Source organism: Achromobacter sp. K91 (assembly GCF_003576205.1).
In the GTDB taxonomy this organism is placed as follows: domain Bacteria; phylum Pseudomonadota; class Gammaproteobacteria; order Burkholderiales; family Burkholderiaceae_B; genus Achromobacter; species Achromobacter aegrifaciens.
The window spans coordinates 55,110-77,599 of sequence record NZ_QWFB01000026.1 but is presented as its reverse complement, the minus strand read 5'-3'; the positions used below and the strand labels follow the sequence as shown (position 1 = coordinate 77,599).

The following is a 22,490-nucleotide window of genomic DNA, read 5'->3' as shown; positions in this document are numbered from 1 at the left end:
TCACCATGTCGGATATGCAACTTAATTCGCTGAAGCCCGCTGAGGGCAGCAAGCACGCCAAGCGCCGCGTCGGCCGTGGCATCGGTTCGGGTCTGGGTAAGACCGCCGGCCGTGGTCACAAGGGTCAGAAGTCGCGTTCGGGCGGTTTCCATAAGGTTGGCTTCGAAGGCGGTCAAATGCCGCTGCAGCGTCGCCTGCCCAAGCGTGGTTTCACCCCGCTCGGTCAGCACCTGTACGCCGAAGTCCGTCTGTCGGACCTGCAAGCCCTGCCCATCGACGAAGTCGACGTGCAAGTGCTGAAGGCCGCTGGCGTGATTGGCCAGGCGGTTCGTTTCGCCAAGGTCATCAAGTCGGGTGAACTCTCGCGCAAGGTCGTGCTCAAGGGCATTACCGCGACGGCCGGCGCTCGCGCCGCCATCGAAGCCGCGGGCGGCTCGCTTGCTTGATCACGAGGTGACGAGTGGCTAACGCGCAGGCATTGGGCAAAACCGGAGCACGGTACGGCGATCTGAAGCGCCGCCTCGTGTTCCTGGTGCTCGCCCTGGTGGTTTACCGTTTGGGTACACACATCCCCGTGCCGGGCATCAACCCGGATGCGCTGGCGGACTTGTTCCGTCAGAACCAGGGCGGGATCCTGGGCCTGTTCAACATGTTCTCGGGCGGGGCGCTCTCGCGCTTCTCGATTTTTGCCCTGGGGATCATGCCGTACATTTCGGCATCCATCATCATGCAGCTTATGTCTGTGGTGGTGCCGTCGCTGGAATCGCTCAAGAAAGAGGGCGAAGCCGGCCGTCGGAAGATCACCCAATACACCCGCTACGGCACGGTCGTGCTGGCGCTGGTGCAGGCTGTGGGCATTTCGGTAGCGTTGGAGTCCCAGCAGGGACTGGTGATCGATCCGGGCATGCTGTTCCGCTTTACGACCGTCGTGACCTTGGTCACCGGCACCATGTTCGTCATGTGGCTGGGTGAGCAAATCACGGAACGTGGTCTGGGCAACGGGATTTCCATCCTGATCTTCGCAGGTATCGTTGCGGGTCTGCCCGCGGCGCTGGCTGCACTGTTGGACCTGGTCCGCACCAACTCGATGTCCGTGCTTTCGGCACTGTTCATCGTGGCTCTGGTGGTGCTGGTTACCGCTTTTGTGGTGTTCGTGGAACGCGGACAGCGCAAGATCACGGTGAACTACGCCAAGCGTCAGGTCGGCAACAAGGTCTACGGTGGTCAAAGCTCGCATTTGCCGCTGAAGCTGAACATGGCAGGGGTGATTCCGCCGATCTTCGCATCGTCGATCATTCTGTTCCCGGCCACGATCACGAGCTGGTTCTCCAGCAGTGAGAACATGCGCTGGCTTAGCGACCTGGCTGCGGCCCTGTCGCCTCGTCAACCGCTCTACATCACGCTGTACTCGGTCGCGATTATTTTCTTCTGCTTTTTCTACACGGCTCTGGTGTTCAACAGCCGCGAAACGGCGGACAACCTGAAGAAGAGTGGTGCGTTTGTTCCGGGCATCCGTCCGGGCGAACAAACAGCGCGCTACATCGACAAGATCCTGATGCGTCTGACGCTCGCAGGTGCCATCTACATCACGTTGGTGTGCCTGTTGCCGGAATTCTTGGTGATGCGCTGGAACGTTCCTTTCTACTTCGGTGGTACGTCCCTGTTGATTATTGTGGTGGTGACGATGGATTTCATGGCGCAGGTTCAGGCCTACATGATGTCTCACCAGTACGACTCGTTGCTCAAGAAGGCTAACTTCAAGGGCGCGGGTTTGCCGATGCGGTAAGCAAAAGAATGTCCAAGGACGACGTCATTCAGATGCAAGGTGAGGTTCTTGAGAACCTCCCGAACGCGACATTTCGCGTCAAGCTCGAAAACGGCCACGTGGTGTTGGGCCATATTTCCGGCAAGATGCGTATGCATTACATCCGGATCCTGCCGGGTGACAAGGTCACAGTGGAGCTCACGCCCTATGACCTGACGCGAGCCAGGATAGTTTTCCGCTCCAAATGAGCGGAACCGGATTACGGAAAATTAGGAGTCAACCATGAAAGTAATGGCATCGGTTAAGCGGATCTGCCGCAACTGCAAAGTTATCAAACGTCACGGCGTGGTGCGCGTTATCTGCACCGACCCGCGTCACAAGCAGCGTCAAGGCTAACTCGGGTTAGCGACTACGCAACGGATTTATTCAAGGAACAGTCATGGCCCGTATTGCTGGCATTAACATTCCGCCGCAACAGCACGCCGAGATCGGCCTGACCGCCATTTTTGGCATCGGTCGTACGCGCGCTCGCAAGATTTGCGAAGCGGCAAACGTACCCTTTGACAAAAAGGTCAAGGATCTGAGCGACGCTGAATTGGAACGCGTCCGCGAACATGTTGGTTTGTTCACGGTTGAAGGCGACCTGCGTCGTGAAGTACAGCTCTCGATCAAGCGTTTGATCGACCTGGGAACCTACCGCGGCATGCGTCACAAGCGCGGTTTGCCCGTGCGCGGCCAGCGCACTCGCACCAACGCCCGCACCCGTAAGGGCCCGCGTCGTGCTGCTGCGTCCCTGAAGAAATAATCGAGGAACTGGATTATGGCGAAAGCTTCCACCAGCGGCGCTTCGCGCGTGCGCAAAAAGGTCAAGAAGAACGTCTCGGACGGCATCGCGCACGTTCACGCGTCGTTCAACAACACCATCATCACCATCACCGATCGTCAGGGCAACGCGCTGTCGTGGGCCACGTCGGGCGGTGCTGGCTTCAAGGGTTCGCGCAAGTCGACCCCGTTCGCCGCGCAGGTCGCTGCTGAAACGGCTGGCCGCGTTGCGCTGGAGTACGGCATCAAGACGCTGGAAGTGCGCATCAAGGGCCCCGGCCCTGGCCGCGAATCGTCGGTCCGCGCTCTGAACGCGCTGGGCATCAAGATTTCGTCCATCGCCGACATCACGCCCGTTCCGCACAACGGCTGCCGTCCGCCGAAGCGTCGTCGTATCTAAAGGGAATCCACATGGCTCGTTATACTGGACCCAAATGCAAGCTCTCGCGTCGCGAGGGTACTGATCTGTTCCTGAAGAGCGCCCGCCGCTCGCTGGATTCCAAGTGCAAGCTGGATTCCAAGCCTGGCCAACACGGCCGCACTTCGGGTGCCCGCACTTCCGACTACGGTCTGCAGCTGCGCGAAAAGCAAAAGCTCAAGCGCATGTACGGCGTGCTGGAAAAGCAATTCCGCAAGTATTTCGCTGAAGCCGAGCGTCGCCGTGGCAACACCGGCGAAACGCTGATCCAGCTGCTGGAATCGCGCCTGGACAACGTCGTCTACCGCATGGGCTTCGGCTCGACCCGCGCCGAAGCTCGCCAGCTGGTGAGCCACCGCGCCATCGAACTGAACGGCCACACGGCTGACATCGCTTCGATGCTGGTCAAGGCTGGCGACGTCGTGTCGGTCCGCGAAAAGGCCAAGAAGCAAGGCCGTATCAAGGAATCGCTCGACCTGGCCACCAGCATCGGCATCCCCCAGTGGGTGGAAGTCGATACGACCAAGTTGACCGGTACGTTCAAGTCGGCCCCCGATCGCGCTGACGTCGCTCGCGACATCAACGAATCGATGGTCGTCGAACTGTACTCGCGTTAATCAGGCCTGCCGGCGCTACCTTCGCAATGCGCCGGCGAGCTGGTCTCGCGACCCGTTTGCACGTCCCGCAGCAGCCCGCTTTCCGCCTTCAGGCGGAGCGGGCTTTGCGGTAAGTATTGGCCGGCGTTTTTCGCGCCGTCCGCATTTCAAGTTTCACCCTGTCCATCAGCCTTATCGGTGTAACGAGCCGAGGGTATTGAAAAGGAACACAGTAAATGTCCACTCAAGGTTTCCTGAAGCCGCGCTCCATTGAAGTCGAACCGGTCGGCACGCACCATGCCAAGATCGTGATGGAGCCGTTCGAGCGTGGCTACGGTCACACGCTGGGCAACGCCCTGCGCCGCATCCTGCTGTCTTCGATGACCGGCTACGCGCCGACCGAAGTCCAGATGACGGGCGTGGTGCACGAATACTCGACCATCCCGGGCGTTCGCGAAGATGTCGTCGACATCCTGCTGAACCTGAAGGGCGTGGTCTTCAAGCTGCACAATCGCGACGAAGTGACCCTGGTTCTGCGCAAGACCGGCGCGGGCACCGTGCTGGCCAGCGACATCGAGCTGCCGCACGACGTCGAGATCATCAACCCCGGCCATGCCATCTGCAACCTGACGGATGCAGGCAAGCTGGAAATGCAGATCAAGGTTGAAAAGGGCCGCGGCTACGTGCCGGGCAACGTGCGCGCGCTGTCGGAAGACCGCACCCACACCATCGGCCGCATCGTTCTGGACGCTTCGTTCAGTCCGGTCCGCCGCGTGAGCTACGCGGTTGAAAGCGCCCGTGTGGAACAGCGTACCGACCTGGACAAGCTGGTCCTGGACATCGAAACCAACGGCGTTATCTCGCCCGAGGAAGCGGTGCGCCAGTCGGCTCGCATCCTGATGGACCAGATCTCGGTCTTCGCCGCCCTGGAAGGCGCTGGCGATTCGTACGAAGCCCCGGTCCGCGGCACGCCGCAGATCGATCCGGTGCTGCTGCGCCCGGTCGACGACCTGGAACTGACCGTGCGTTCGGCCAACTGCCTGAAGGCCGAAAACATCTACTACATCGGCGACCTGATCCAGCGTACCGAAAACGAGCTGCTCAAGACCCCGAACCTGGGTCGCAAGTCGCTCAACGAGATCAAGGAAGTCCTGGCCGCACGCGGCCTGACGCTGGGCATGAAGCTCGAAAACTGGCCCCCCCTGGGCCTGGAGCGTCCCTAAGTCTTGAAAGGGTGCCGCCTCTGGAAAGGGGCGGTTCCCGCAGGCAGCCGGCCTCGCGCCGGCCAGTTTGCGAAACCGTCGTAAAATGCACCGTTTTCTACCGGACCGCGGCCTGATTGCAGGTTGATAGAAGAGCCGGCAACCCGATGGCTGACGCCATCTTTAGATTCAAAGGAAACTTATCATGCGTCACGGTAATGGCTTGCGTAAGCTCAACCGCACCAGCAGTCACCGTCTTGCCATGTTCCGCAACATGGCCGTTTCGTTGATCACCCACGAAGCCATCAAGACCACGCTGCCGAAGGCGAAAGAATTGCGCCGCGTCATCGAACCCCTGATCACGCTGGGCAAGGAGCCCACGCTCGCGAACAAGCGTCTGGCTTTTGCCCGTCTGCGCGATCGCGATGCGGTGGTGAAGCTGTTCGCCGAAATCGGCCCGCGCTACGCGGCCCGTAACGGCGGCTACACCCGCGTGCTGAAGATGGGCTTCCGTCAAGGCGACAACGCTCCCATGGCTTTCATGGAACTGGTTGACCGTCCGGAAGTCGATGAAGCCGCTGAGGACAGCGCCGAATAATTTCGGTAGCTCGATAAGCGACAAGGGCGGGTCTTCGGACCCGCCCTTGTTTTTTTTGTGCGGCCGCCGCGCGCTACGAGGCGTGCAGCTCGCTGCGCAGTTGCGCCGCCGTTGCGGCCAGCGCCTCGGTCGCGGGCTGCGGCGGCATCTTGAAGGTCAGGTCCTGCTGCTCGATGTATTGGGTGGACGTGACGTCCTGCGGGTGATGCATGGGGATGACGTGGGCGTGCGCATGCGCCACGTGGATGCCGGTGAAGGCGAAGCCCACGCGTTCCACGTCATACAGGCGCTTCATGTGGCGTCCGAGCTTCTGGCCCAGGTTGAGGATGCTGCCTGCCAGGTCGGCCGGCATATCCTCGTAATAGGGATAGTGCTGCTTGGGGATGATGAGCACATGCCCGGGGCGCACCGGGTGGATATCGAGAAAGGCCAGCAGGCGTTCATCCTCGTGGACCACGTGCGCGGGGATTTCGTGACGGGCGATGCGGCAGAACAGGCAGTTATCGGACATGCGTGCCTCGGTGGGTGCGGGTGGCATGGCGGCGCGTTCAGGCCCGGCGGATCCGGACGATGGCCGCAATACCGATAAAATACCCCGAGTTACGTCCCATACGGGTATCCCGAGGAGCCTCCATGTTGCGAGATGACGACGTTGTGCTGGTCATCAGCAATGCGCCCGACCTGCTGCTGGCCAAGCGGATTGCGCATGTCCTGGTCGAAGACGGATTGGCCGCCTGCGTGAACCTTGGCGCGCCGGGCCTGTCCATCTACATGTGGAAAGGAGAGGTCGAAGGGGCGGAAGAAATCCCCATCCACATCAAGACCACATACGCGCGCCACCAGGCCGTAGTGCAGGCCCTGGCGCAGATGCATCCCTACGATGTGCCCGAGATCATCGTGCTGCCTGTCATTGGCGGCGCGGCGCCCTATCTGGATTGGGTGCGTGAACAGACGGCCGTCACGCAGAACAAGAGAGACTGATGTTGCAACTAGTCGGTATCGGCGCGCTCCGGCGCGAGTCCCGCGCGCCGCGCGCCTTCTTCAGGCAGTGGCTGGCCTTGTTGGCCATGATGCTGCTGTTGCTGGGCTGGCAGGCTGCCGCGCGCGCCGAGGCCGAGTTCCTGGAGCCCGAGAAGGCCTTCGTGTTCAGCGCCGAGATGGTGGCGCCTGAAACGCTGGAACTGCGCTACCGCGTCGCGCCGGGCTACTACATGTACCGCGAGCGCTTCGGCATCACCATCAGTCCCATCGGCGCCGCCAAGCTGGGCGAAGCCGTCTATCCCAAGGGCGAGGTCAAGTACGACCCGACCTTCGAGAAGGACATGGAGGTCTTCCACCAGGACGTGGTGATCCGCGTGCCGGTGGCTGCGGGCGGACAGCCCTTCACCCTGACCCTGACCGCGCAAGGCTGCGCCGATGCGGGGCTGTGCTACCCGCCCATGGACAGCAGCGTGAAACTCACGCCGGTGGCAGGTGGCTATGCACTGGCTGGACCGGGAGGAATCCCGGCCGCCGCGTCTGGCGCATCCAGCGGGCTCGGCGCGCTGGTCAACGCGGGCGACACCGGCCTGGCCGACGCCCTGGGCGGCCTGGGTTGGGTAAAGACCGCCGGCGTGTTCCTGGTGCTGGGCCTGTTGCTGGCATTCACGCCCTGCGTGTTGCCCATGATTCCCATCCTGTCCTCCATCGTGCTGGGCGGGGCCGCGCAGGCCAAGCCGTCGCGCGGCCGCGGCCTGGCCCTGGCCGCGACCTATGTGCTGGGCATGTCCGTCGTCTACACCGCGCTGGGCGTGGCGGCCGGATTGAGCGGGGCCGGACTCGCCGCCTGGCTGCAGACGCCTTGGATCCTGACCCTGTTCGCCATCCTGCTGGCTGTGTTGGCGCTGGCCATGTTCGATGCCTTCACGTTCCAGATGCCTGCCGGCATCCAGGGCTGGCTGTCGCAGCGCTCGGCGCGCATTCCGGGCGGGCGCTACACCGGCGCCTTGGTGATGGGCGCCTTGTCGGCGCTGATCGTCGGCCCCTGCGTGGCCGCGCCGTTGGCGGGCGCGCTGTTGTATATCTCGCAGACCGGGGACGTGGTGCTGGGCGGATCGGCGCTCTTCGCAATGGCCTGGGGCATGGGCGTGCCGCTCTTGATCGTGGGGGCGTCCTCGGGCGCCTTGCTGCCCAAGGTCGGTCCCTGGATGGACGGCGTGAAGCGCTTGTTCGGCATGCTCTTGCTGGCGACCGCCTGGTGGATGCTGATCCCGGTAGTGCCGACCTGGGTGCAGATGACGGGCTGGGCTTTCCTGGCCGTGGTTGCCGCCGTGATGCTGCGGGCGTTCGATGCCTTGCCCGATGGCGCGGGCGCTGCGCGCATGTTCGGCAAGGGTGTGGGCCTGTTGCTGGCGCTGGCGGCCGCGGCCTGGCTGATCGGCGCGGCCAGTGGCGGACGCGACGTGCTGCAGCCGTTGTCGCACCTGGCGGCCCGCGGCGATGCGCCCGTGGGCGCGGCGGCCAGCAGCGGCGAGGTGCACTTCACCCGCGTGCGCAACAACGCGGAACTGGACGCCCTGCTGGCGCAAAGCCGTCAGCCGGTGATGCTGGATTTCTACGCCGATTGGTGCGTGTCGTGCCGCGAGATGGAGCGCTTCACCTTTACCGATCCGGGCGTTGCGCAGCGCATGTCGGGCATGCTGCTGGTGCAGGCCGACGTGACCGCGAACAACGCCGATGACCGCGCGCTGCTCAAGCGCTTCCGCCTGTTCGGCCCGCCGGGCATCATGTTCTTCGAACCGGGTGGCAAGGAGCTGCCCGAGGCGCGCGTGGTGGGCTTCCAGGACGCCAAGCGCTTTACTGAATCGCTGGACAAGGTCCTGCTGCGCTGAACGCGCGCGGCTTTGCCGCAAGCGTGATCCGCCATACAAAAGGCCGCTGCATGGAACCGACCGTGCAGCGGCCTTTTTTTGCCGCGTGGCCTTTCTGTTCTGCGGACGCTAGCCCTGGCGCGTCGCGCGCACGTCGTGGTTCTGCCAACCCAGTTCAGCTGAGATGGCGTCGGCGCAGCGCTTGATGTCATCGATCAACGGACTGGTCCAGCGCACGTCGAACACGCCGGCTGCGCCGATGGCTGTGATCACCAGCACCACGTTGCCGTTGGAGTCGAACACGGGGGCGCTCAGGCCGTTGATGCCGGGGATGGGGTCGCCCATGGCGCGCGCGACGCCGCGCTGGCGGACTTCGCGCAGGGTCCGTTCGAACTTTTCTGTCTTGCCCAAAGAAGGCACGGCGCCCAGGCGCAGATGGTCTTCATGCAACAGGCTTTCTATTTTTTTGGGCGGCAGCAGCGCCGCGAACACCTTGCCCGTCGCCGTGTTGGTCAGCGACATGACCGTGCCGGTGCGCATGTTGACGTGGATGGGGTAGTTGGATTCGTGCAGGTGAACGATGACTGGCCCCAGGTTGCCCAGCACCGCGATGGCGATGGTTTGTCCGGTTCTTTCGGCGAACTCGCGCGTCATGGGGATGGCGATCTTGATGGGATCGAGCCGGTGCAGCGCCGCCAGCCCCAGCTGCAGCGCGAGCGGCCCCAACTCGTATTCGCCGGTGTTCGGGTCTTGCCTGACCAGGCCCAGATTGCCGTAACTGACGAGATAGGCGTGGGCATTGGCGCCCGACATGCCGGCGGCCTTGGCCAGCGCGCCCAGCGGCAACGAAGACGAGTGTTCCAGCAGCGCCAGCAGAATCTTGCCGCCGACTTCGATGGACTGGATGCCGCGCCTACGCGGCGGCGAGGCAGGAGCGTGATCGGCATTGCGCTTGCCGGAGCTGGGTCTGGTGGCCATTTTCTTTTATCGAATGAGATTGCCTATGTTAGTACTTTCGCTAATCGTGAACTATATTGACATTATCAAATGCGTTCTCTACAGTCGAAAGAATAAGAAGGCTGCCCCGGTTTCGCGATCGGGAGCAAGCCGCCCCAAGGGTATGGAGACAACGTGGAAGATTCTCGTCAATACGACTGCGACGTGTTGGTGGTCGGGTCGGGCGCGTCGGGCATGGCTGCCGCAATCACCGCGGCAACGTCAGGCCTGAAGGTCCTTATCGTTGAAAAAGAGCCGCGCTTCGGCGGCTCCACCGCGCGTTCCGGCGGTTGGCTGTGGATACCGGGCACCTCGCTGGCCAAGGTGCAGGGCATCCATGAAACGCCGGACGAAGGCCGCGCCTATCTGCGCCACGAAGCCGGCGACAGCTACAACGCTGAACGTGTGGATGCCTTTCTGGAGCAGGGGCCGCGCGCGGTGGACTTCTTCACGTCGAACACCGAAGTGCAGTTCGACATGCCGCTGGTGTTCCCCGACTATCACGCGGAAGCGCCCGGCGGAAAGCAGGGCGGACGCTCGATGGTGGCGCGGCCCTACGACGGCCGCAAGCTCGGCGCCCACGTCAGGGACCTGGCGCCCGCGCTGCCCGAGCTGACTGTGTTCGGCATGATGCTGGGCTCTGGCAAGGAGATCGTGCACTTCATGCGGGTCACGCGCTCGCTGGCCTCGGCCTGGTACGTGGCCAAGCGCCTGACCCGGCATTTCCTGGACGTGGCCAGGCATGGCCGCGGCATGACGCTGACCAACGGCAATGCGCTGGCGGGCCGGCTGGCGGCCTCCGCGTTCAAGCTGGGCGTGCCCCTGTGGCTGAACGCGCCGGCCAAGTCCCTCATCATCGAAGACGGCGCCGTGCGCGGCGCGGTCGTGCAGCGCGATGGCGCGGCCGTGCGCGTGCGCGCCGCGCGCGCCGTGGTGCTGGCTTCCGGCGGCTTTCCGTACGACATCGAACGCCGCAAGCAGCTGTATGCGCACGCACCCAACGGCACGGAACACTACTCGCCGTCGCCCACGGGCAATAGCGGCGACGGGCTGCGCCTGGCCGAGAGCGCGGGCGGGCAGGTCAACACCGCCTTGCCCAATGCCGCGGCTTGGGTGCCGGTGTCCGTGGTGACGCGCAAGGACGGCAGCCCGGGCTACATGCCGCACTTCATCGACCGCGCCAAGCCGGGCGTCATCGCCGTCACGCGCAATGGCCGTCGCTTCACCAACGAAGGCAGTTCGTACCACGACTTCGTGCAGGAGATGGTGCGCGCATGCGAGGGGCAGGGCGAGACCTGCGCCTGGCTGATCTGCGACCACAAGACCCTGCGCAAGTATGGTCTGGGCAGCGTGGCGCCGTTCCCATTGCCCATCAAGCGCTATCTGGACACGGGCTATCTGACTCGCGGCGCGTCGGTGGCGGAACTGGCGCAGAAGACCGGCATCGATGCCGGCAGCCTGCGTCAGACGGTCGAAGCATACAACCGGGAGGCGGCGCTGGGCCGCGATCCGCAATTCGGCAAGGGCAGCAAGGCCTACAACCGCTATCAGGGCGATGCGCTGCATGGCCCGAATCCCTGCGTGGCGCCCATCGTGAAAGGGCCGTACTACGCGATCAAGGTCATGATCGGCGACATCGGCACTTTCGCCGGCCTGAAGGTCGATGGCCAGGGCCGCGCACTGAACGAACTGGGGGCGGTCATACCCGGCCTGTACGCCGTGGGCAACGACGCCTGCAGCATCATGGGCGGCAACTATCCGGGCGCGGGCATCACCTTGGGTCCGGCGCTGACCTTCGGCTATATCGCGGGCCAGAGCATTGCCGCCGCCGGCAAGGCCGCAGCGCGCGTGCAGGCGGACGCTTCCGCGCAGGCGGCCGCATGAGTGCCGCGCCGGCGGGACTGCTGCAGGGCAAGCTGGTCCTGGTGACGGGAGCGGGGCAGGGTAACGGACGGGCATTGGCGCTGGGCCTGGCGGCCGCGGGCGCGCGCGTGGTGGCGACCGACGTGCAGGCCGACAACGCCGCGCAGACGGCAGGCGCCATCATCGACACCGGCGGCGACGCCTGGAGCCACGCGCTCGACGTGACGGACCCCGAGGCATGCGCGGCGGTCGCGGCGCAGGTGCAATTGGAAGTGGGGCCGATCGACGTGCTGGTCAACAACGCCGGCATCCTGATCCGCGAAGGCATCGACAGCCCGCGCGCCGCCGAGAACTGGCGTCGCGTGCTGGACGTGAACCTGAACGGCAGCTTCAACATGATCCACGCCTTCCTGGGGGCGTTGCGCGCCACGCGCGGCGTCATCATCAACGTCGGCTCCATCGCGTCGTTCGCCGGGGTAGGCGCCACCCTGGGCTATTCGCCGTCCAAGGGCGGCGTGAAGATGATGACGCAGGCCATGGCGCGCGACCTCGCGCCCGACGGCATACGGGTCAACGCCATTGCGCCGGGCGTCATCGAAACGCCGATGACGCAGTACACGCGGGACGATCCCGCCCGGCTGGCGAACTTCATGCAGCGCATTCCGCTGGGACGGGTGGGACAGCCCGAAGACCTGGTGGGACCCGCCGTGTTCCTGGCTTCGCCGATGGCGCAGTACGTGACAGGCGTGTCCCTGCCGGTGGACGGCGGCTATCTCGCGGTATAGCGCCAGGCTCCACGGGCGAGAGGCAGAAAAAAGAATCATCGACGTGCAGCACATCTGAAAAACACAGGAGACAACGATGAAAGCAACGGGGATTTTTTCCACCTTGTCCAAGGCGGCCGTCTTGTGCGCGCTGGCGGTGGGCGCGCAGGCCTACGCCCAGGACATCAAGATCGGCTTTAACGGCGACCTGTCGGCTTCGCCGTCCGCGCAAAGCGGGCAGGCCGCGGTGCTGGGTTTGCGCACGGCCATTGACGACATCAATGCCAATGGCGGCCTGCTCGGCCGCAAGCTGGTGCTGGTGGTGCGCGATGACCTGTCGCAGCCGCCGAAGTCCATCCAGAACATGGCGGACCTGATCGATAACGAGAAGGTCGTGGCCATCGTTGGTCCCACCAATTCCGGCAACGCACTGGCCTGGAAGCACATCCCGAACCAGAAGAAGATCCCCGTCATGGGCGCCATCGGTTCCGGCACCGACATCACCAAGCCCATGCGCGCGGGCGCGGACAACTACATGTTCCGCGTCGGCATGGTGGACCGCGAACAGGTGGACGGCGTGATCGGCTACCTGAAGAAGAATCCCAAGGTCAAGAACGTAGGCTTCATGATCGAGACCACCGGCTACGGCCAGAGCGCGCTCAAGGACCTGGAGGAAGTCGGCGCGGCGCAAGGCGTCAAGGCCGTGGCGGTCGAGAAGTTCGGTGTGGCCGATACCGATATGACGTCGCAGCTGAACAAGCTGAAGGCGGCGGGCGTGGATACGGTGGTGATCTGGGCGCAGAGCACGCCGATCGCGCACGTGTTCCGCAGCATGGAGAAGATCAACTGGTTCCCGCTGACGCTGACCTCGTGGGCGGCGGACAATATCGCCTTCTACGATACGGCGGGCAAGACGCTGTCGGAGAAGCCCTTCTTCCTGCGCACCATCACCGACAACCGCACGGCCGCGCAGCAGAAGCTGTATGACCGCGTGTCGGCCAAGATGACCTCGCCCACCGCGTTCGGCTTCCTGGCGCATGCCTATGACGGCATGAACCTGCTGGGCATGGCGATCAAGCAGGCGAACTCCACCGATGGCGAGAAGGTGCGCCTGGCGCTGGAGAACCTGGATGGCACCTACGAAGGCGCGATGAAGACCTACACCAAGCCATTCTCGGCCACGGTGCACGATGCGCTGCTGGTAAGCGATTACAAGTGGGCGCACTGGCAGGACGGCAAGCTGGTGCCTTACGCCGACGACGTGACCGTCGCCGTCGCCAAGTAGCAGCAGGACAGCGACAGGCATAAGGGGCCATCATGTTGGCGACATTGTTGCAGGCGCTCGTCAGCGGGCTAGCAGTGGGGGGCGCTTATGCGCTGGTGGCGCTGGGCTTCAGCATCACGTTCACGACCACGCGCACGCTCAACTTCGGGCATGGGGAATTCGTGTCCGTGGGCGCGTTCATCGGGGTAGGCGCCTTGTTCCTGTTTGCCGGCAAGCCGGTCACCACCGCGGCCTTCACGGGGCTGGAATTGAGCGGTTGGGAGTATCTGCTGGCGGGGCTTGCGGCGGTGCTGGTGATGGGCATGCTGGGCGTGCTGCTATACGTGTTCGGCGTGCGGCCGTTCGCTTCGCGCCCGGGCATGGCGTGGGTCATGAGCACGCTCGGCTTTGGCATCCTGCTGCAGAGCGCCGCGTTCGCGGTCTGGGGACCGGCGCCCGTCACGGTGCCGGCGCCCTTCGGCGACGACGTGATCCGCGTGTTCGGCGCGGGCGTGCGCAGCCAGGAACTGCTGTTGCTCGCCGTGGCGGTGGTGGTGATGGTGCTGTTCGACCGCATCATGAACCGCACGGTGCTGGGCAAGGCGATGCGGGCCGTGGCCGCCAATCCCGCGGTCGCCAACCTGATGGGCATCAATGTGAACGCGGTGATGACCGGCGCCTTCTTCGCCAGTTCGGCGTTGGCCGGGCTGGCGGGCTTTCTGGTCGCGCCGATCACGTCGGCTTCGATATTCATGGGCCTGGCCATCGGCCTGAAGGGCTTTTCCGGCGCGATGATAGGCGGCCTGTCGAATCCGCGCGGCTGCGTGCTGGGCGGCTTTGTGCTGGGGCTGCTGGAGTCCTACGTGAACCTCTGGCAGTCGCAATGGCGTGAAGTGGCGATCTTCGGATTGGTGATCCTGGTGCTGGCGGTCAAGCCCACCGGCCTGTTCGGCAAACGTCTGGCGGAGAAGGTATGAAGCGGCACGGCCAGACCTTGATAACCGTGGCGCTCGCGGCGGCGCTAGCCTTGTTCGCCGCCCTGGTGGACAACGATTACTACCTGCGCATCGTGTTCATGGCTTGCGTGTACTACTTGTGCGCGGCGGGCGTGAACGTGCTGGTGGGGTATGCGGGACAGAAGTCGCTGGGGCAGGCGGGCCTCTTTGCAGCCGGCGCCTACACGGCGGCGTTGCTGACCTCGCGCTGGCAAGTCGATCCATGGCTGGCCCTGGCCGCGGCGCCCGTGGTGGCCGGCGTGTTCGGCGTGCTGATCGCCCTGCCGTCGCTGCGCGTGAAAGGGCCTTACCTGGCCATGGTGACGCTGGCCTTCGGCATCGTCATGGAGAAGATCGTCACCGAATGGGTGGACGTGTTTGGCGGCCCTTCGGGCCTGTTCGGCATCATGCCGCTGACCTGGGGCGGCAACCCGTTCACCAACCAGCAGTGGGTGTGGTTCGCGCTGGTGCTGTGCGTGGCGACGCAGCTCCTGCTGCGCAACGTGCTGGACGGGCGCTTCGGGCGCGCGCTGCTGTCGGTGCAGGCCGACGAGATCGCCTCGTCTTCCGTCGGGGTGCGCGTGTATCGCGCCAAGGTCATCGCCTTCGTGGTGGCGGCCGTGACCTGCGGCATTGCGGGCGCGCTGGTGGCGCAGCAGAACCAGTACATCAACTCGGACTTCATCGGCTTCAACCTGTCGATCTTCATCCTGCTGCTGGTGCTGTTCGGCGGTGCAGGCTCGAAGGCGGGGCCGGCCGTGGGCGCGATTGCGCTGACCATCATCGACGCGATGCTGGCGCGCTGGCCCTCGGTGCAGCATTTCTTCTACGGCGCATTGCTGCTGTTCGCGCTGTACTTCATGCCAGGCGGGGTGATGGGACTGTTCTCGCGCCGCGAGCGGCGGGTCGCGGATGCGCGGCCGCAAGGCGCGGGCGAGGCGGCGGCCCCGCCCGCGGCCAAGCAGGCCGTTGGGGCGCAAGAAGACCTGCTGCTGGTGGTCGAGAGCCTCTCCAAGGCCTATGGCGGCGTGAAGCCGGCGCAGGACATTTCCTTCTGCCTGCGGCGCGGCCACGTGCATGCGCTGATCGGACCGAACGGCGCGGGCAAAAGCACCCTCATCAACATGCTCAGCGGCGTGGTGCTGCCGGATGCGGGCGTGGTCCGCTTCCAGGGCACGGATATCGCGGGCGAGCGGCCGCATGTGATCTGCAAGCTGGGCATCGGCCGCAGCTTCCAGAACCTGCGCCTGTTCGGCGAGCTGTCGGTGCTGGATAACGTATTGCTGGGCCGCCACAGCCGCATGAAGAACGGCTTCTGGGCTTCGCTGCTGGGACTGCCGCGTGCGCGGGCCGAGGAGCGCCGCGCGCGCGAGCACGCCTATCGCCTGGTGCGCATGGTGGGCCTGGAGCATCTGGCCGATACGCCGGCGGGCAGCCTGCCGTATGGCCTGCAGCGCAGGGTGGAACTGGCGCGCGCATTGGCCACCGAACCGACCTTGCTGCTGCTGGACGAGCCGGCGGCCGGGTTGAACCCGCAGGAGACCGCGGAACTGGGCGAGCTGCTGGTGCGCATCGGCGAGTCCTGCGGCATCACGCTATTGATGGTCGAGCACCATATGGATCTGGTGATGGCGATTTCCGATCACGTGATCGTGCTGGACTACGGCATCAAGATCGCCGAGGGCAAGCCCGCCCAGGTGCAGGCGGACAAGCGCGTGATCGAGGCGTATCTGGGGACCGGCATGGCCTGAGGCCAGGCCATAGGCGTAGGAACAGGCCGTAAGACGATGCTGAAACTAGAATCCGTGCAGATTTCGTATGGCGCCATCCAGGCGGTGCGCGATGTGTCGCTGGAGATCCGCGCGGGCGAGATCGTGACCATCATCGGCGCTAACGGCGCGGGCAAGAGCACGCTCTTGAAGGGCGTGGCGGGCCTGGAGCCCTTGCAGGGCGGACGCGTGACCTTCGACGGGCGCGATATCACGCAGGTGGCGGCGCATCAGCGCGTGGGCCTGGGCCTGGCGCTGTCGCCGGAAGGGCGCGGCGTGTTCGCGGACCAGACCGTCTACGACAACCTGGTGCTGGGCGCCTACATCCGGCGCAGGGATCCCGCGGCAGTGGCCGAAGGCGTGGAGCGCGGCTACCGGCTGTTCCCGCGGCTGCGCGAACGGCGCGAGCAGCTGGCCGGCACCTTGTCGGGCGGCGAGCAGCAGATGCTGGCGATGGCGCGCGCGCTGATGAGCGAACCGCGCCTGCTGTGCCTGGACGAACCCTCGCTGGGGCTGGCGCCTTTGATCGTGCAGGACATCTTCGCGGCGATCTGCAAGCTGCGCGACGACGGGCTGACCATCGTGCTGGTGGAGCAGATGGCCAACCAGGCGTTGGGCGTGGCGGACCGGGCCTATGTGCTGGAGACCGGCCGCATCACCCTGAGCGGCTCGGGCGCGGAACTGCTGCGCGATCCCAACGTGCGGGCCGCATACCTCGGCGCGCATTGAGTCCAGGCCCCAGGCGCGATACCATGTCCGCGGCGCCGCGTGGGCGGCGCGTCCCATTCCCCTTCCAGGCCGGCGCCCGTGACGTCCCCGACAGTTGATGCAAGCCAGGACCGCACAGGTCTTATCTATCTTCAATTGATGTTCGTCATGGCCACATGGGGCCTGAACATCGTCTCGGTCAAGTACCTGACGCTGCACATGGATGTGCAGGCCCTGGCGGCCGTGCGCATCGTCATTGCTTTCATCACCGTCACCCTCATCATCAAGGCCCGCCGCGGCCGCATCCCCCGGCTCGGGCGCGCGGAGCTGGGCTGGGTTGCGCTGGCGGGCTTCCTGGTCGTGTACGCGCACCAGATTGCACTGGTGACAGGCCTGCGGGTGTCGTCAGCCGCGAACGGCACGCTCATCATGGCGACCAGCCCCTTGCTGTCGGCGTTGCTGGCGGCCATCTTCTATCGCGAGAAACTGACGCTGGTGCGCATTTCCGGCGCCTTGTTGGGTCTCCTGGGCGTGGGCATGGTGGTGGTCGGCAGCGGCGCGCGGATCGGCCTGACGGGTTGGGGCGATGCGATCGTGTTCGTGGCGGTGCTGGTGTTCGTCTGCGGCGGGCTGGTGATCCAGCGCATGTCGCGCAGCATGGATCCGCTGGGCATGCTCTGGTACATGTACCTGGCCGGCGGCCTGATGCTGGTGGTGCACGCGGCGCTGACGCCCGCGTCCTACCAGGGCGATACCTGGCAGATGACGTGGTGGCCGTGGCTGGTGCTGCTGTTTTCCGCGGTGATCGCCTCGGGCGTCAGCAACATCGTCTGGAATGCCGGCATCGCGCGGCTGGGCATCAGCCGGGCAGCCTTGTTCGTGAACTGGCTGCCGATCTTCGGCCTGCTGTTCGCGGCCCTGTTCCTGGACGAGCACGTCACGCCCACGCACGTCGCGGGACTGGCCTGCGTGCTGGCGGGAACCTGGCTGGGATTGCGGCGCGGGGCGCCGGCAGCGGGCCGCAATGCGGCCGCCAAGACTTGATTTGCGGCAGGCTTCGCGGGCGGCCCATGGTGGCCTGGCCCGCGATGCCGCAAGCGCTTAACGCTGGTTCTTCAGCAGCTTCGCGGCTTCGATCGCGAAGTACGTCAGGATGCCGTCGGCGCCGGCGCGCTTGAACGCCAGGAGCGCTTCCATCATGACCTTGTCGTGGTCCAGCCAGCCGTTGGCGGCGGCGGCCTTGATCATGGCGTACTCGCCGCTGACCTGGTAGGCGAAGGTGGGCACGCGGAACGTGTCCTTGACCCGGCGCAGCACGTCCAGGTAGGGCATGCCGGGCTTGACCATGACCATGTCGGCGCCTTCCTGCAGGTCGGCGGCGACTTCGCGCAGGGCTTCGTCGAGGTTGCCCGGATCCATCTGGTAAGCCATCTTGTTGGACTTGCCCAGGTTGGTGGCCGAGCCCACGGCGTCGCGGAACGGGCCGTAGAAGGCGCTGGCGTACTTGGCGGAGTAGGCCATGATCTGCGTGTGGATGTGGCCGTTGGCTTCCAGCGCGCGGCGCACGGCGCCGATGCGGCCGTCCATCATGTCGCTGGGCGCGACCATGTCGACGCCGGCCTCGGCTTGCGTGAGCGCCTGCTTGACCAGGATTTCGACGGTGGCTTCGTTGATGACGTAGCCGTTCTCGTCGATGACGCCGTCCTGGCCGTGGCTGGTGTAGGGGTCCAGCGCCACGTCGCACAGAATGCCGAGTTCGGGGACGTGCTTCTTCAGTTCACGCACCACGCGCGGGATCAGGCCATTGGGGTTGGTGGCTTCGATGCCGTCGGGCGTCTTGAGCGAGGGGTCGATGGCGGGGAACAGCGCCAGCACGGGAATGCCGAGGTCCACGCATTCGCGGGCCACCGGCAGCAGCGTGTCCAGCGAATAGCGGACCACGCCCGGCAGCGACGGCACGGCTTGCTGCAGGCCAGTGCCTTCGGCCACGAACACGGGATAGATCAGATCGTTGACCGTCAGGGCGTTTTCGCGCACCAGGCGACGGGTGAAGTCGTCGCGGCGCAGGCGGCGCGGGCGGGATACCGGGAATTCAGGGGAGATGATCTGCGGGTTCATGGTACGACCTTGGGTGAAATCCAGTTTTCTATGTGCGCGCCGGCCTCTTCCAGGCCGATGCGTTCAGGCGCCGAGAAGGGGATGGTGTGCAGGGCGCCGATATCGGCCAGGTCCTTGCGCACGGAGAACACGGTGCGCACGCGCTGGCCGTAGGGCAGCTTGTCGGCCTTGGTCAGCAGCGCCAGCACCGGGCGGCCGGTGGGGGCGATGAAGTTGGCGAGGCGGCGGTCCAGTTCGGTGACGCCGCGGCGGATGTCGATGAGCAGCACGATGCCGGCCAGCGATTCGCGGTCGCGCAGATAGCCGCCCAGGATGTCGGCCCATTTTTCTTTTTCGTCGCGGGCCACGGAGGCGTAGCCGTAGCCGGGCAGGTCGACGAGATAGCCGATGTGGCCTTCCGGATCCAGCGGGTCGGGCAGGCTGAACATATTGATCAGGCGCGTGCGGCCCGGCGTCTTGCTGGAGAAGGCAAGGCGGCGCTGGTTGCACAGCACGTTGATGGCCGTGGATTTGCCGGCGTTGGAGCGGCCGACAAAGCAGACCTCGGGAGCGCCGGCGGCCGGCAACTGGTCGAGGCGAGCCGCGGACGTGAGGAAAGAGGCGCGATGTAGGAGGGACACGGGTGGCTTTGGATACGGTTGGTTTCGAGCCCTATTGTATAATCCGGCGTTTGCAACAGTGGTCCCCGTGCGCGGAGCCGTCTTTTTTGCTTACTGTTTCGCTTGCTGAACGCTTTATCCGGCAAGTTCGCAGCAACATCGCAGGCAGGAAGGCAAAACAGGTTCGATACGGTATTCCAGGGTGTGCGGGCAGGCGTGGGCGCCTTTTTGCGCCTTGATCGATGCGATCGTCGAGGTCTTCATGAAGCGTGTGCTGTCCCGGATGTTGGTTGCGAGCGGGCTGTTGCTCGGCGCCTCCGCCTTATCTACTACGAGTTTCGCCGCCGAAGGCGCCGCGGGCCCGGTAAAACCAGATGCCGCCAAGGGCGGACAGCTGTTTGACCAGGGCGATGCGGCCAGGGGCATCATCGCCTGTGCGTCCTGTCATGGCGCGGCGGGCAATAGCACCATCCCGGTGAACCCCAACCTGGCCGCGCAGTCCCACGAGTACCTGGCCAAGCAATTGGCCGACTTCCAGGTCAAGCCCGGCGCCAAGCTGCCGGTGCGCAATGGCGCGGGCGGCAATCCCACCCCGATGACGGCCATGGCGCAGAACCTGACGCCCGCCGACATGCAGAACATCGCGCTGTACCTGGCGCAGCAGCCGCTCAAGGAGCCCGCCACGGCCGGCCAGGAGAAGCTGGTTGATCTGGGTCAAAAGATCTGGCGCGGCGGTTTGCCTGATCGCAAGGTTCCGGCTTGCGCCTCGTGCCATTCTGCCAATGGCGCGGGCATTCCCAGCCAGTACCCCCGGCTATCGGGCCAGTTCCCCATGTACATTGAAGAGCAGCTGAAGCTGTTCCGCAGCGGCGACCGCAAGAACGACGTCATGTTCGCCATCGCGGACCGCATGTCGGACGCCGACATCAAGGCCGTGTCGGACTACGCCGCCGGTCTGCGGTAGGCGCCAGCCCGCCACGCGCGCGGCTGGTCCGCGTTCTGCAAACTCAGCGCAGCGGAACCTGCTTCCGCCGCGCGCTGTCTATGAGGGGGGTAGCCGATAGCGCGGCCCCCCTTTTTTCATGAATTCGACCCGTACACACTCCCGTCCTTCCCTGCGCAGCCTGCCCGGCGATTTCTTCGAATTGCTGGGTTCGATGCGTTTCGCCGTCAGCCTGCTGATGTTCATCTGCGTGGCGAGCCTGGTCGGGACCGTCCTGCAGCAGAACCGCTCGTCCAACAACTACATCGATCAATTCGGGCCGTTCTGGTTCGAAGTGTTCGACAAGTTCTCCATCTGGCACGTCTACAACAGCTGGTGGTTCCTGCTGATCATGGGGTTCCTGGTCGTGTCGACCTCGGTCTGCCTGATCCGCAACGCGCCAAAGATGCTGCGCGATGCGCGCTCGTTCCGCGAACATGTGCGCGCCAGCAGCTTGCGCGCCTTCCCGCATCGGGTGGAAACCGAGGAGCCCACCGACGTGCCGCAGACGGCTGCGGGCCTCAAATCCCTGCTGGGCCGGCTGGGTTATGCGGTGCGCGAACGCCAGGATGCGGATGGCGTGCTGCTGGCGGCCAAGAAGGGCAGCGCCAACCGCCTGGGCTACGTGTTCGCCCACGCCGCCATGGTCATCATCTGCATCGGCGGCCTGCTGGACAGCGAGTTGCCGGTGCGCCTGCAGGTCATGTTCGGTGGTAAGAAACCCATCGTCGAAAACATGCTGATCTCGGAAGTGCCGGAAAGCGGCCGCTTGTCGGTCGACAACCCGAGTTTCCGCGCCAGCGTCCTGGTGCCCGAGGGCGGCCAGGCCAGCACGGCGGTCGTGATGGTGGGCGACGGCGCCCTGGTGCAGCCCATGCCCTTCACGCTGAAGCTCAAGAAGTTCGTGGTCGACTATTACTCCACCGGCATGCCCAGCCGCTTCGCCAGCGAGGTCGAGGTCACCGACCCGGACACCGGGAAGAGTTTCGATTCCACCATCGAGGTCAACGAGCCGCTGCGCTTCAAGGGCATGACGGTCTACCAATCCAGCTTCGACGACGGCGGCAGCGCGGTGACGCTGAAAGGCTATCCGCTAGTAGGATCTGACGCCGCTACCTTCGCGGTTGACGGTACGGTGGGCAAGACCAGCGAAGTAACCGCTCACACTGCCCGCGGCGCGCGCAGCATGGGGATCGAGATCACGGCCCTGCGGCCCATCAACGTCGAGGATCTGACCGGCGGCGTGCCCAAGGGCGGCAACCAGAGCTTTGCCGACCATGTCGCGTCGGTGTCCGGCAGCGCCGCAGGCAAAAAGAACGAAAACCTGCGCAACGTCGGTCCCAGCGTCGAATACAAGCTGATCGACGATGCGGGCCAGGCCCACGAATTCCAGAATTACATGCTGCCCGTCGAGCTGGACGGCGCCGCCGTGTTCCTGGCCGGAGTGCGCAACAACGCCTCCGAGCCGTTCCGCTACCTGCGCATTCCGGCGGACGACGACAGCTCGATCGCCGAATTCATGCGCCTGCGCGCGACTCTGGCCGACCCCGCAGCGCGCCAGGAGGCCGCGCGCCGCTTCGCGGAACGCAACAGCCCGGCGGGGACGGATCGCCAGCCCCTGCAGACGGCCGCCGAGCGCGCCCTGGAAACCTTCGCCTCCGGCGGCTTGCAAGCCGTGGCGGCGTTCCTGCAGGCCAACACGCCGCCGCAGGACCTGGAGCGGGCAGCCGACGTGGTGATCCGCCTGATCGGCGCCAGCATGAACGAGTTGCGCGCCATCGAGCGCGAGCGCGCCGGCCTGCCCCCCGTGGCCACCGAAGGCCCGGAGGCCGAACGCGCCGCCGTCTGGTCGCGCCTGTCCGTGGCCGCGCTGTCGGACCTGACCGTCTATCCGGCGCCGGTGTTCCTGTCGCTCGCGGACTTCAAGCACGTGCAGGCCAGCGTGTTCCAGGTCAGCCGCACGCCCGGCAAGAACACCGTCTACCTGGGCAGCCTGCTGCTGGTCCTGGGCGTGTTCTCGATGTTCTATATTCGAGACCGCCGCATCTGGATCTGGATCAAGCCGCAAGGCGGCGGCAGCAGCGTCCTGGCGGCCATGACGTCCCAGAAGCGTACACTCGACTTCAACCAGGAGTTTGAACGCTTCAAGCAGGCGCTGCTGCGCCAGAAGAGGTCTTAAGGT

General features: G+C 65.0%; 24 protein-coding genes. 20 read left to right on the top strand and 4 right to left on the bottom strand.

What is annotated here, in order from left to right; genetic code table 11:
- The first annotated feature begins 5 nt into the window (after window positions 1–5).
- The 9 genes from rplO (at window position 6) to rplQ (ending at window position 5,401) form a co-directional block, all read left to right on the top strand.
- On the top strand, window positions 6–446 hold the full coding sequence (gene rplO, locus DXK93_RS07500; RefSeq protein WP_059379401.1) for a 50S ribosomal protein L15: 441 nt from the start codon (window positions 6–8) through the stop codon (window positions 444–446).
- Between the two features lie 14 nt (window positions 447–460).
- Complete coding sequence (secY, locus tag DXK93_RS07495) at window positions 461–1,786, top strand: preprotein translocase subunit SecY (RefSeq protein ID WP_013397001.1); 1,326 nt, start codon at window positions 461–463, stop codon at window positions 1,784–1,786.
- A gap of 8 nt (window positions 1,787–1,794) precedes the next feature.
- Window positions 1,795–2,013, top strand: a complete 219-nt coding sequence (gene infA, locus DXK93_RS07490; RefSeq protein ID WP_003806927.1) for a translation initiation factor IF-1 — start codon at window positions 1,795–1,797, stop codon at window positions 2,011–2,013.
- Window positions 2,014–2,047: 34 nt separating this feature from the next.
- Window positions 2,048–2,161, top strand: a complete 114-nt coding sequence (gene rpmJ / locus DXK93_RS07485) for a 50S ribosomal protein L36 (protein WP_003806928.1) — start codon at window positions 2,048–2,050, stop codon at window positions 2,159–2,161.
- Window positions 2,162–2,204: 43 nt separating this feature from the next.
- On the top strand, window positions 2,205–2,570 hold the full coding sequence (gene rpsM, locus DXK93_RS07480; protein WP_008168996.1) for a 30S ribosomal protein S13: 366 nt from the start codon (window positions 2,205–2,207) through the stop codon (window positions 2,568–2,570).
- Between the two features lie 15 nt (window positions 2,571–2,585).
- Complete coding sequence (rpsK, locus tag DXK93_RS07475) at window positions 2,586–2,987, top strand: 30S ribosomal protein S11 (RefSeq protein ID WP_006216516.1); 402 nt, start codon at window positions 2,586–2,588, stop codon at window positions 2,985–2,987.
- Between the two features lie 11 nt (window positions 2,988–2,998).
- The gene (rpsD, locus tag DXK93_RS07470; RefSeq protein WP_054457258.1) at window positions 2,999–3,622 is read left to right on the top strand and encodes a 30S ribosomal protein S4; all 624 of its coding nucleotides are present in this window, start codon (window positions 2,999–3,001) and stop codon (window positions 3,620–3,622) included.
- Window positions 3,623–3,837: 215 nt separating this feature from the next.
- Window positions 3,838–4,824 carry a DNA-directed RNA polymerase subunit alpha gene (gene rpoA, locus DXK93_RS07465; protein WP_006216514.1) on the top strand — a complete coding sequence of 329 codons (987 nt, stop codon included), beginning with the start codon at window positions 3,838–3,840 and terminating at the stop codon, window positions 4,822–4,824.
- 184 nt (window positions 4,825–5,008) lie between these two features.
- Window positions 5,009–5,401, top strand: coding sequence for a 50S ribosomal protein L17 (rplQ, locus tag DXK93_RS07460; protein WP_006389635.1), 393 nt, complete (start codon window positions 5,009–5,011; stop codon window positions 5,399–5,401).
- A 73-nt stretch (window positions 5,402–5,474) separates the two neighbouring features.
- Here rplQ and DXK93_RS07455 read toward each other — a convergent pair whose 3' ends face one another.
- A complete protein-coding gene (locus DXK93_RS07455; RefSeq protein WP_054457256.1) occupies window positions 5,475–5,912 on the bottom strand; it encodes an HIT family protein in 438 nt (145 codons plus the stop codon).
- A 122-nt stretch (window positions 5,913–6,034) separates the two neighbouring features.
- Here DXK93_RS07455 and cutA point away from each other — a divergent pair, with 122 nt between their 5' ends.
- Window positions 6,035–6,382, top strand: a complete 348-nt coding sequence (gene cutA / locus DXK93_RS07450) for a divalent-cation tolerance protein CutA (protein WP_054457254.1) — start codon at window positions 6,035–6,037, stop codon at window positions 6,380–6,382.
- Window positions 6,382–8,271 (top strand): protein-disulfide reductase DsbD, encoded by a 1,890-nt coding sequence (gene dsbD / locus DXK93_RS07445; protein ID WP_119449745.1) that lies wholly within the window; start codon window positions 6,382–6,384, stop codon window positions 8,269–8,271. Before cutA ends, dsbD begins: the two co-directional genes overlap by 1 nt.
- A 108-nt stretch (window positions 8,272–8,379) precedes the next feature.
- Here dsbD and DXK93_RS07440 read toward each other — a convergent pair whose 3' ends face one another.
- Window positions 8,380–9,228: an IclR family transcriptional regulator gene (locus DXK93_RS07440; RefSeq protein WP_082401217.1), complete on the bottom strand. Its 849-nt coding sequence runs from the start codon at window positions 9,226–9,228 to the stop codon at window positions 8,380–8,382.
- Window positions 9,229–9,381: 153 nt separating this feature from the next.
- Here DXK93_RS07440 and DXK93_RS07435 point away from each other — a divergent pair, with 153 nt between their 5' ends.
- From DXK93_RS07435 to DXK93_RS07405, 7 genes are all read left to right on the top strand, one after another.
- The gene (locus tag DXK93_RS07435) at window positions 9,382–11,130 is read left to right on the top strand and encodes an FAD-dependent oxidoreductase (protein WP_119449744.1); all 1,749 of its coding nucleotides are present in this window, start codon (window positions 9,382–9,384) and stop codon (window positions 11,128–11,130) included.
- A complete protein-coding gene (locus DXK93_RS07430) occupies window positions 11,127–11,894 on the top strand; it encodes an SDR family NAD(P)-dependent oxidoreductase (RefSeq protein ID WP_054457250.1) in 768 nt (255 codons plus the stop codon). The genes DXK93_RS07435 and DXK93_RS07430 overlap by 4 nt, the downstream gene beginning before the upstream one ends.
- A gap of 76 nt (window positions 11,895–11,970) precedes the next feature.
- Window positions 11,971–13,158 carry an ABC transporter substrate-binding protein gene (locus DXK93_RS07425; RefSeq protein WP_119449743.1) on the top strand — a complete coding sequence of 396 codons (1,188 nt, stop codon included), beginning with the start codon at window positions 11,971–11,973 and terminating at the stop codon, window positions 13,156–13,158.
- A gap of 32 nt (window positions 13,159–13,190) precedes the next feature.
- Window positions 13,191–14,114: a branched-chain amino acid ABC transporter permease gene (locus DXK93_RS07420; protein WP_054457247.1), complete on the top strand. Its 924-nt coding sequence runs from the start codon at window positions 13,191–13,193 to the stop codon at window positions 14,112–14,114.
- Window positions 14,111–15,883, top strand: a complete 1,773-nt coding sequence (locus tag DXK93_RS07415) for an ATP-binding cassette domain-containing protein (RefSeq protein WP_119449742.1) — start codon at window positions 14,111–14,113, stop codon at window positions 15,881–15,883. Before DXK93_RS07420 ends, DXK93_RS07415 begins: the two co-directional genes overlap by 4 nt.
- Window positions 15,884–15,919: 36 nt before the next feature.
- The gene (locus tag DXK93_RS07410; protein ID WP_054457241.1) at window positions 15,920–16,630 is read left to right on the top strand and encodes an ABC transporter ATP-binding protein; all 711 of its coding nucleotides are present in this window, start codon (window positions 15,920–15,922) and stop codon (window positions 16,628–16,630) included.
- A 138-nt stretch (window positions 16,631–16,768) separates the two neighbouring features.
- Window positions 16,769–17,653, top strand: coding sequence for a DMT family transporter (locus DXK93_RS07405; protein ID WP_119449922.1), 885 nt, complete (start codon window positions 16,769–16,771; stop codon window positions 17,651–17,653).
- 57 nt (window positions 17,654–17,710) lie between these two features.
- On the opposite strand, the gene hemB is transcribed toward DXK93_RS07405, so the two are convergent.
- Entirely contained in the window at window positions 17,711–18,727 is a 1,017-nt protein-coding gene (hemB, locus tag DXK93_RS07400; protein WP_119449741.1) for a porphobilinogen synthase, read from the bottom strand.
- Entirely contained in the window at window positions 18,724–19,347 is a 624-nt protein-coding gene (yihA, locus tag DXK93_RS07395; RefSeq protein WP_042795930.1) for a ribosome biogenesis GTP-binding protein YihA/YsxC, read from the bottom strand. The genes hemB and yihA overlap by 4 nt, the downstream gene beginning before the upstream one ends.
- 241 nt (window positions 19,348–19,588) lie before the next feature.
- Between yihA and DXK93_RS07390 the strand changes: the two genes are divergently transcribed.
- Together DXK93_RS07390 and DXK93_RS07385 are read left to right on the top strand one after the other, a co-directional pair.
- Complete coding sequence (locus DXK93_RS07390) at window positions 19,589–20,290, top strand: c-type cytochrome (RefSeq protein WP_042797483.1); 702 nt, start codon at window positions 19,589–19,591, stop codon at window positions 20,288–20,290.
- 118 nt (window positions 20,291–20,408) lie between these two features.
- The gene (locus tag DXK93_RS07385; protein ID WP_175160055.1) at window positions 20,409–22,487 is read left to right on the top strand and encodes a cytochrome c biogenesis protein ResB; all 2,079 of its coding nucleotides are present in this window, start codon (window positions 20,409–20,411) and stop codon (window positions 22,485–22,487) included.
- Window positions 22,488–22,490: the final 3 nt, after the last annotated feature.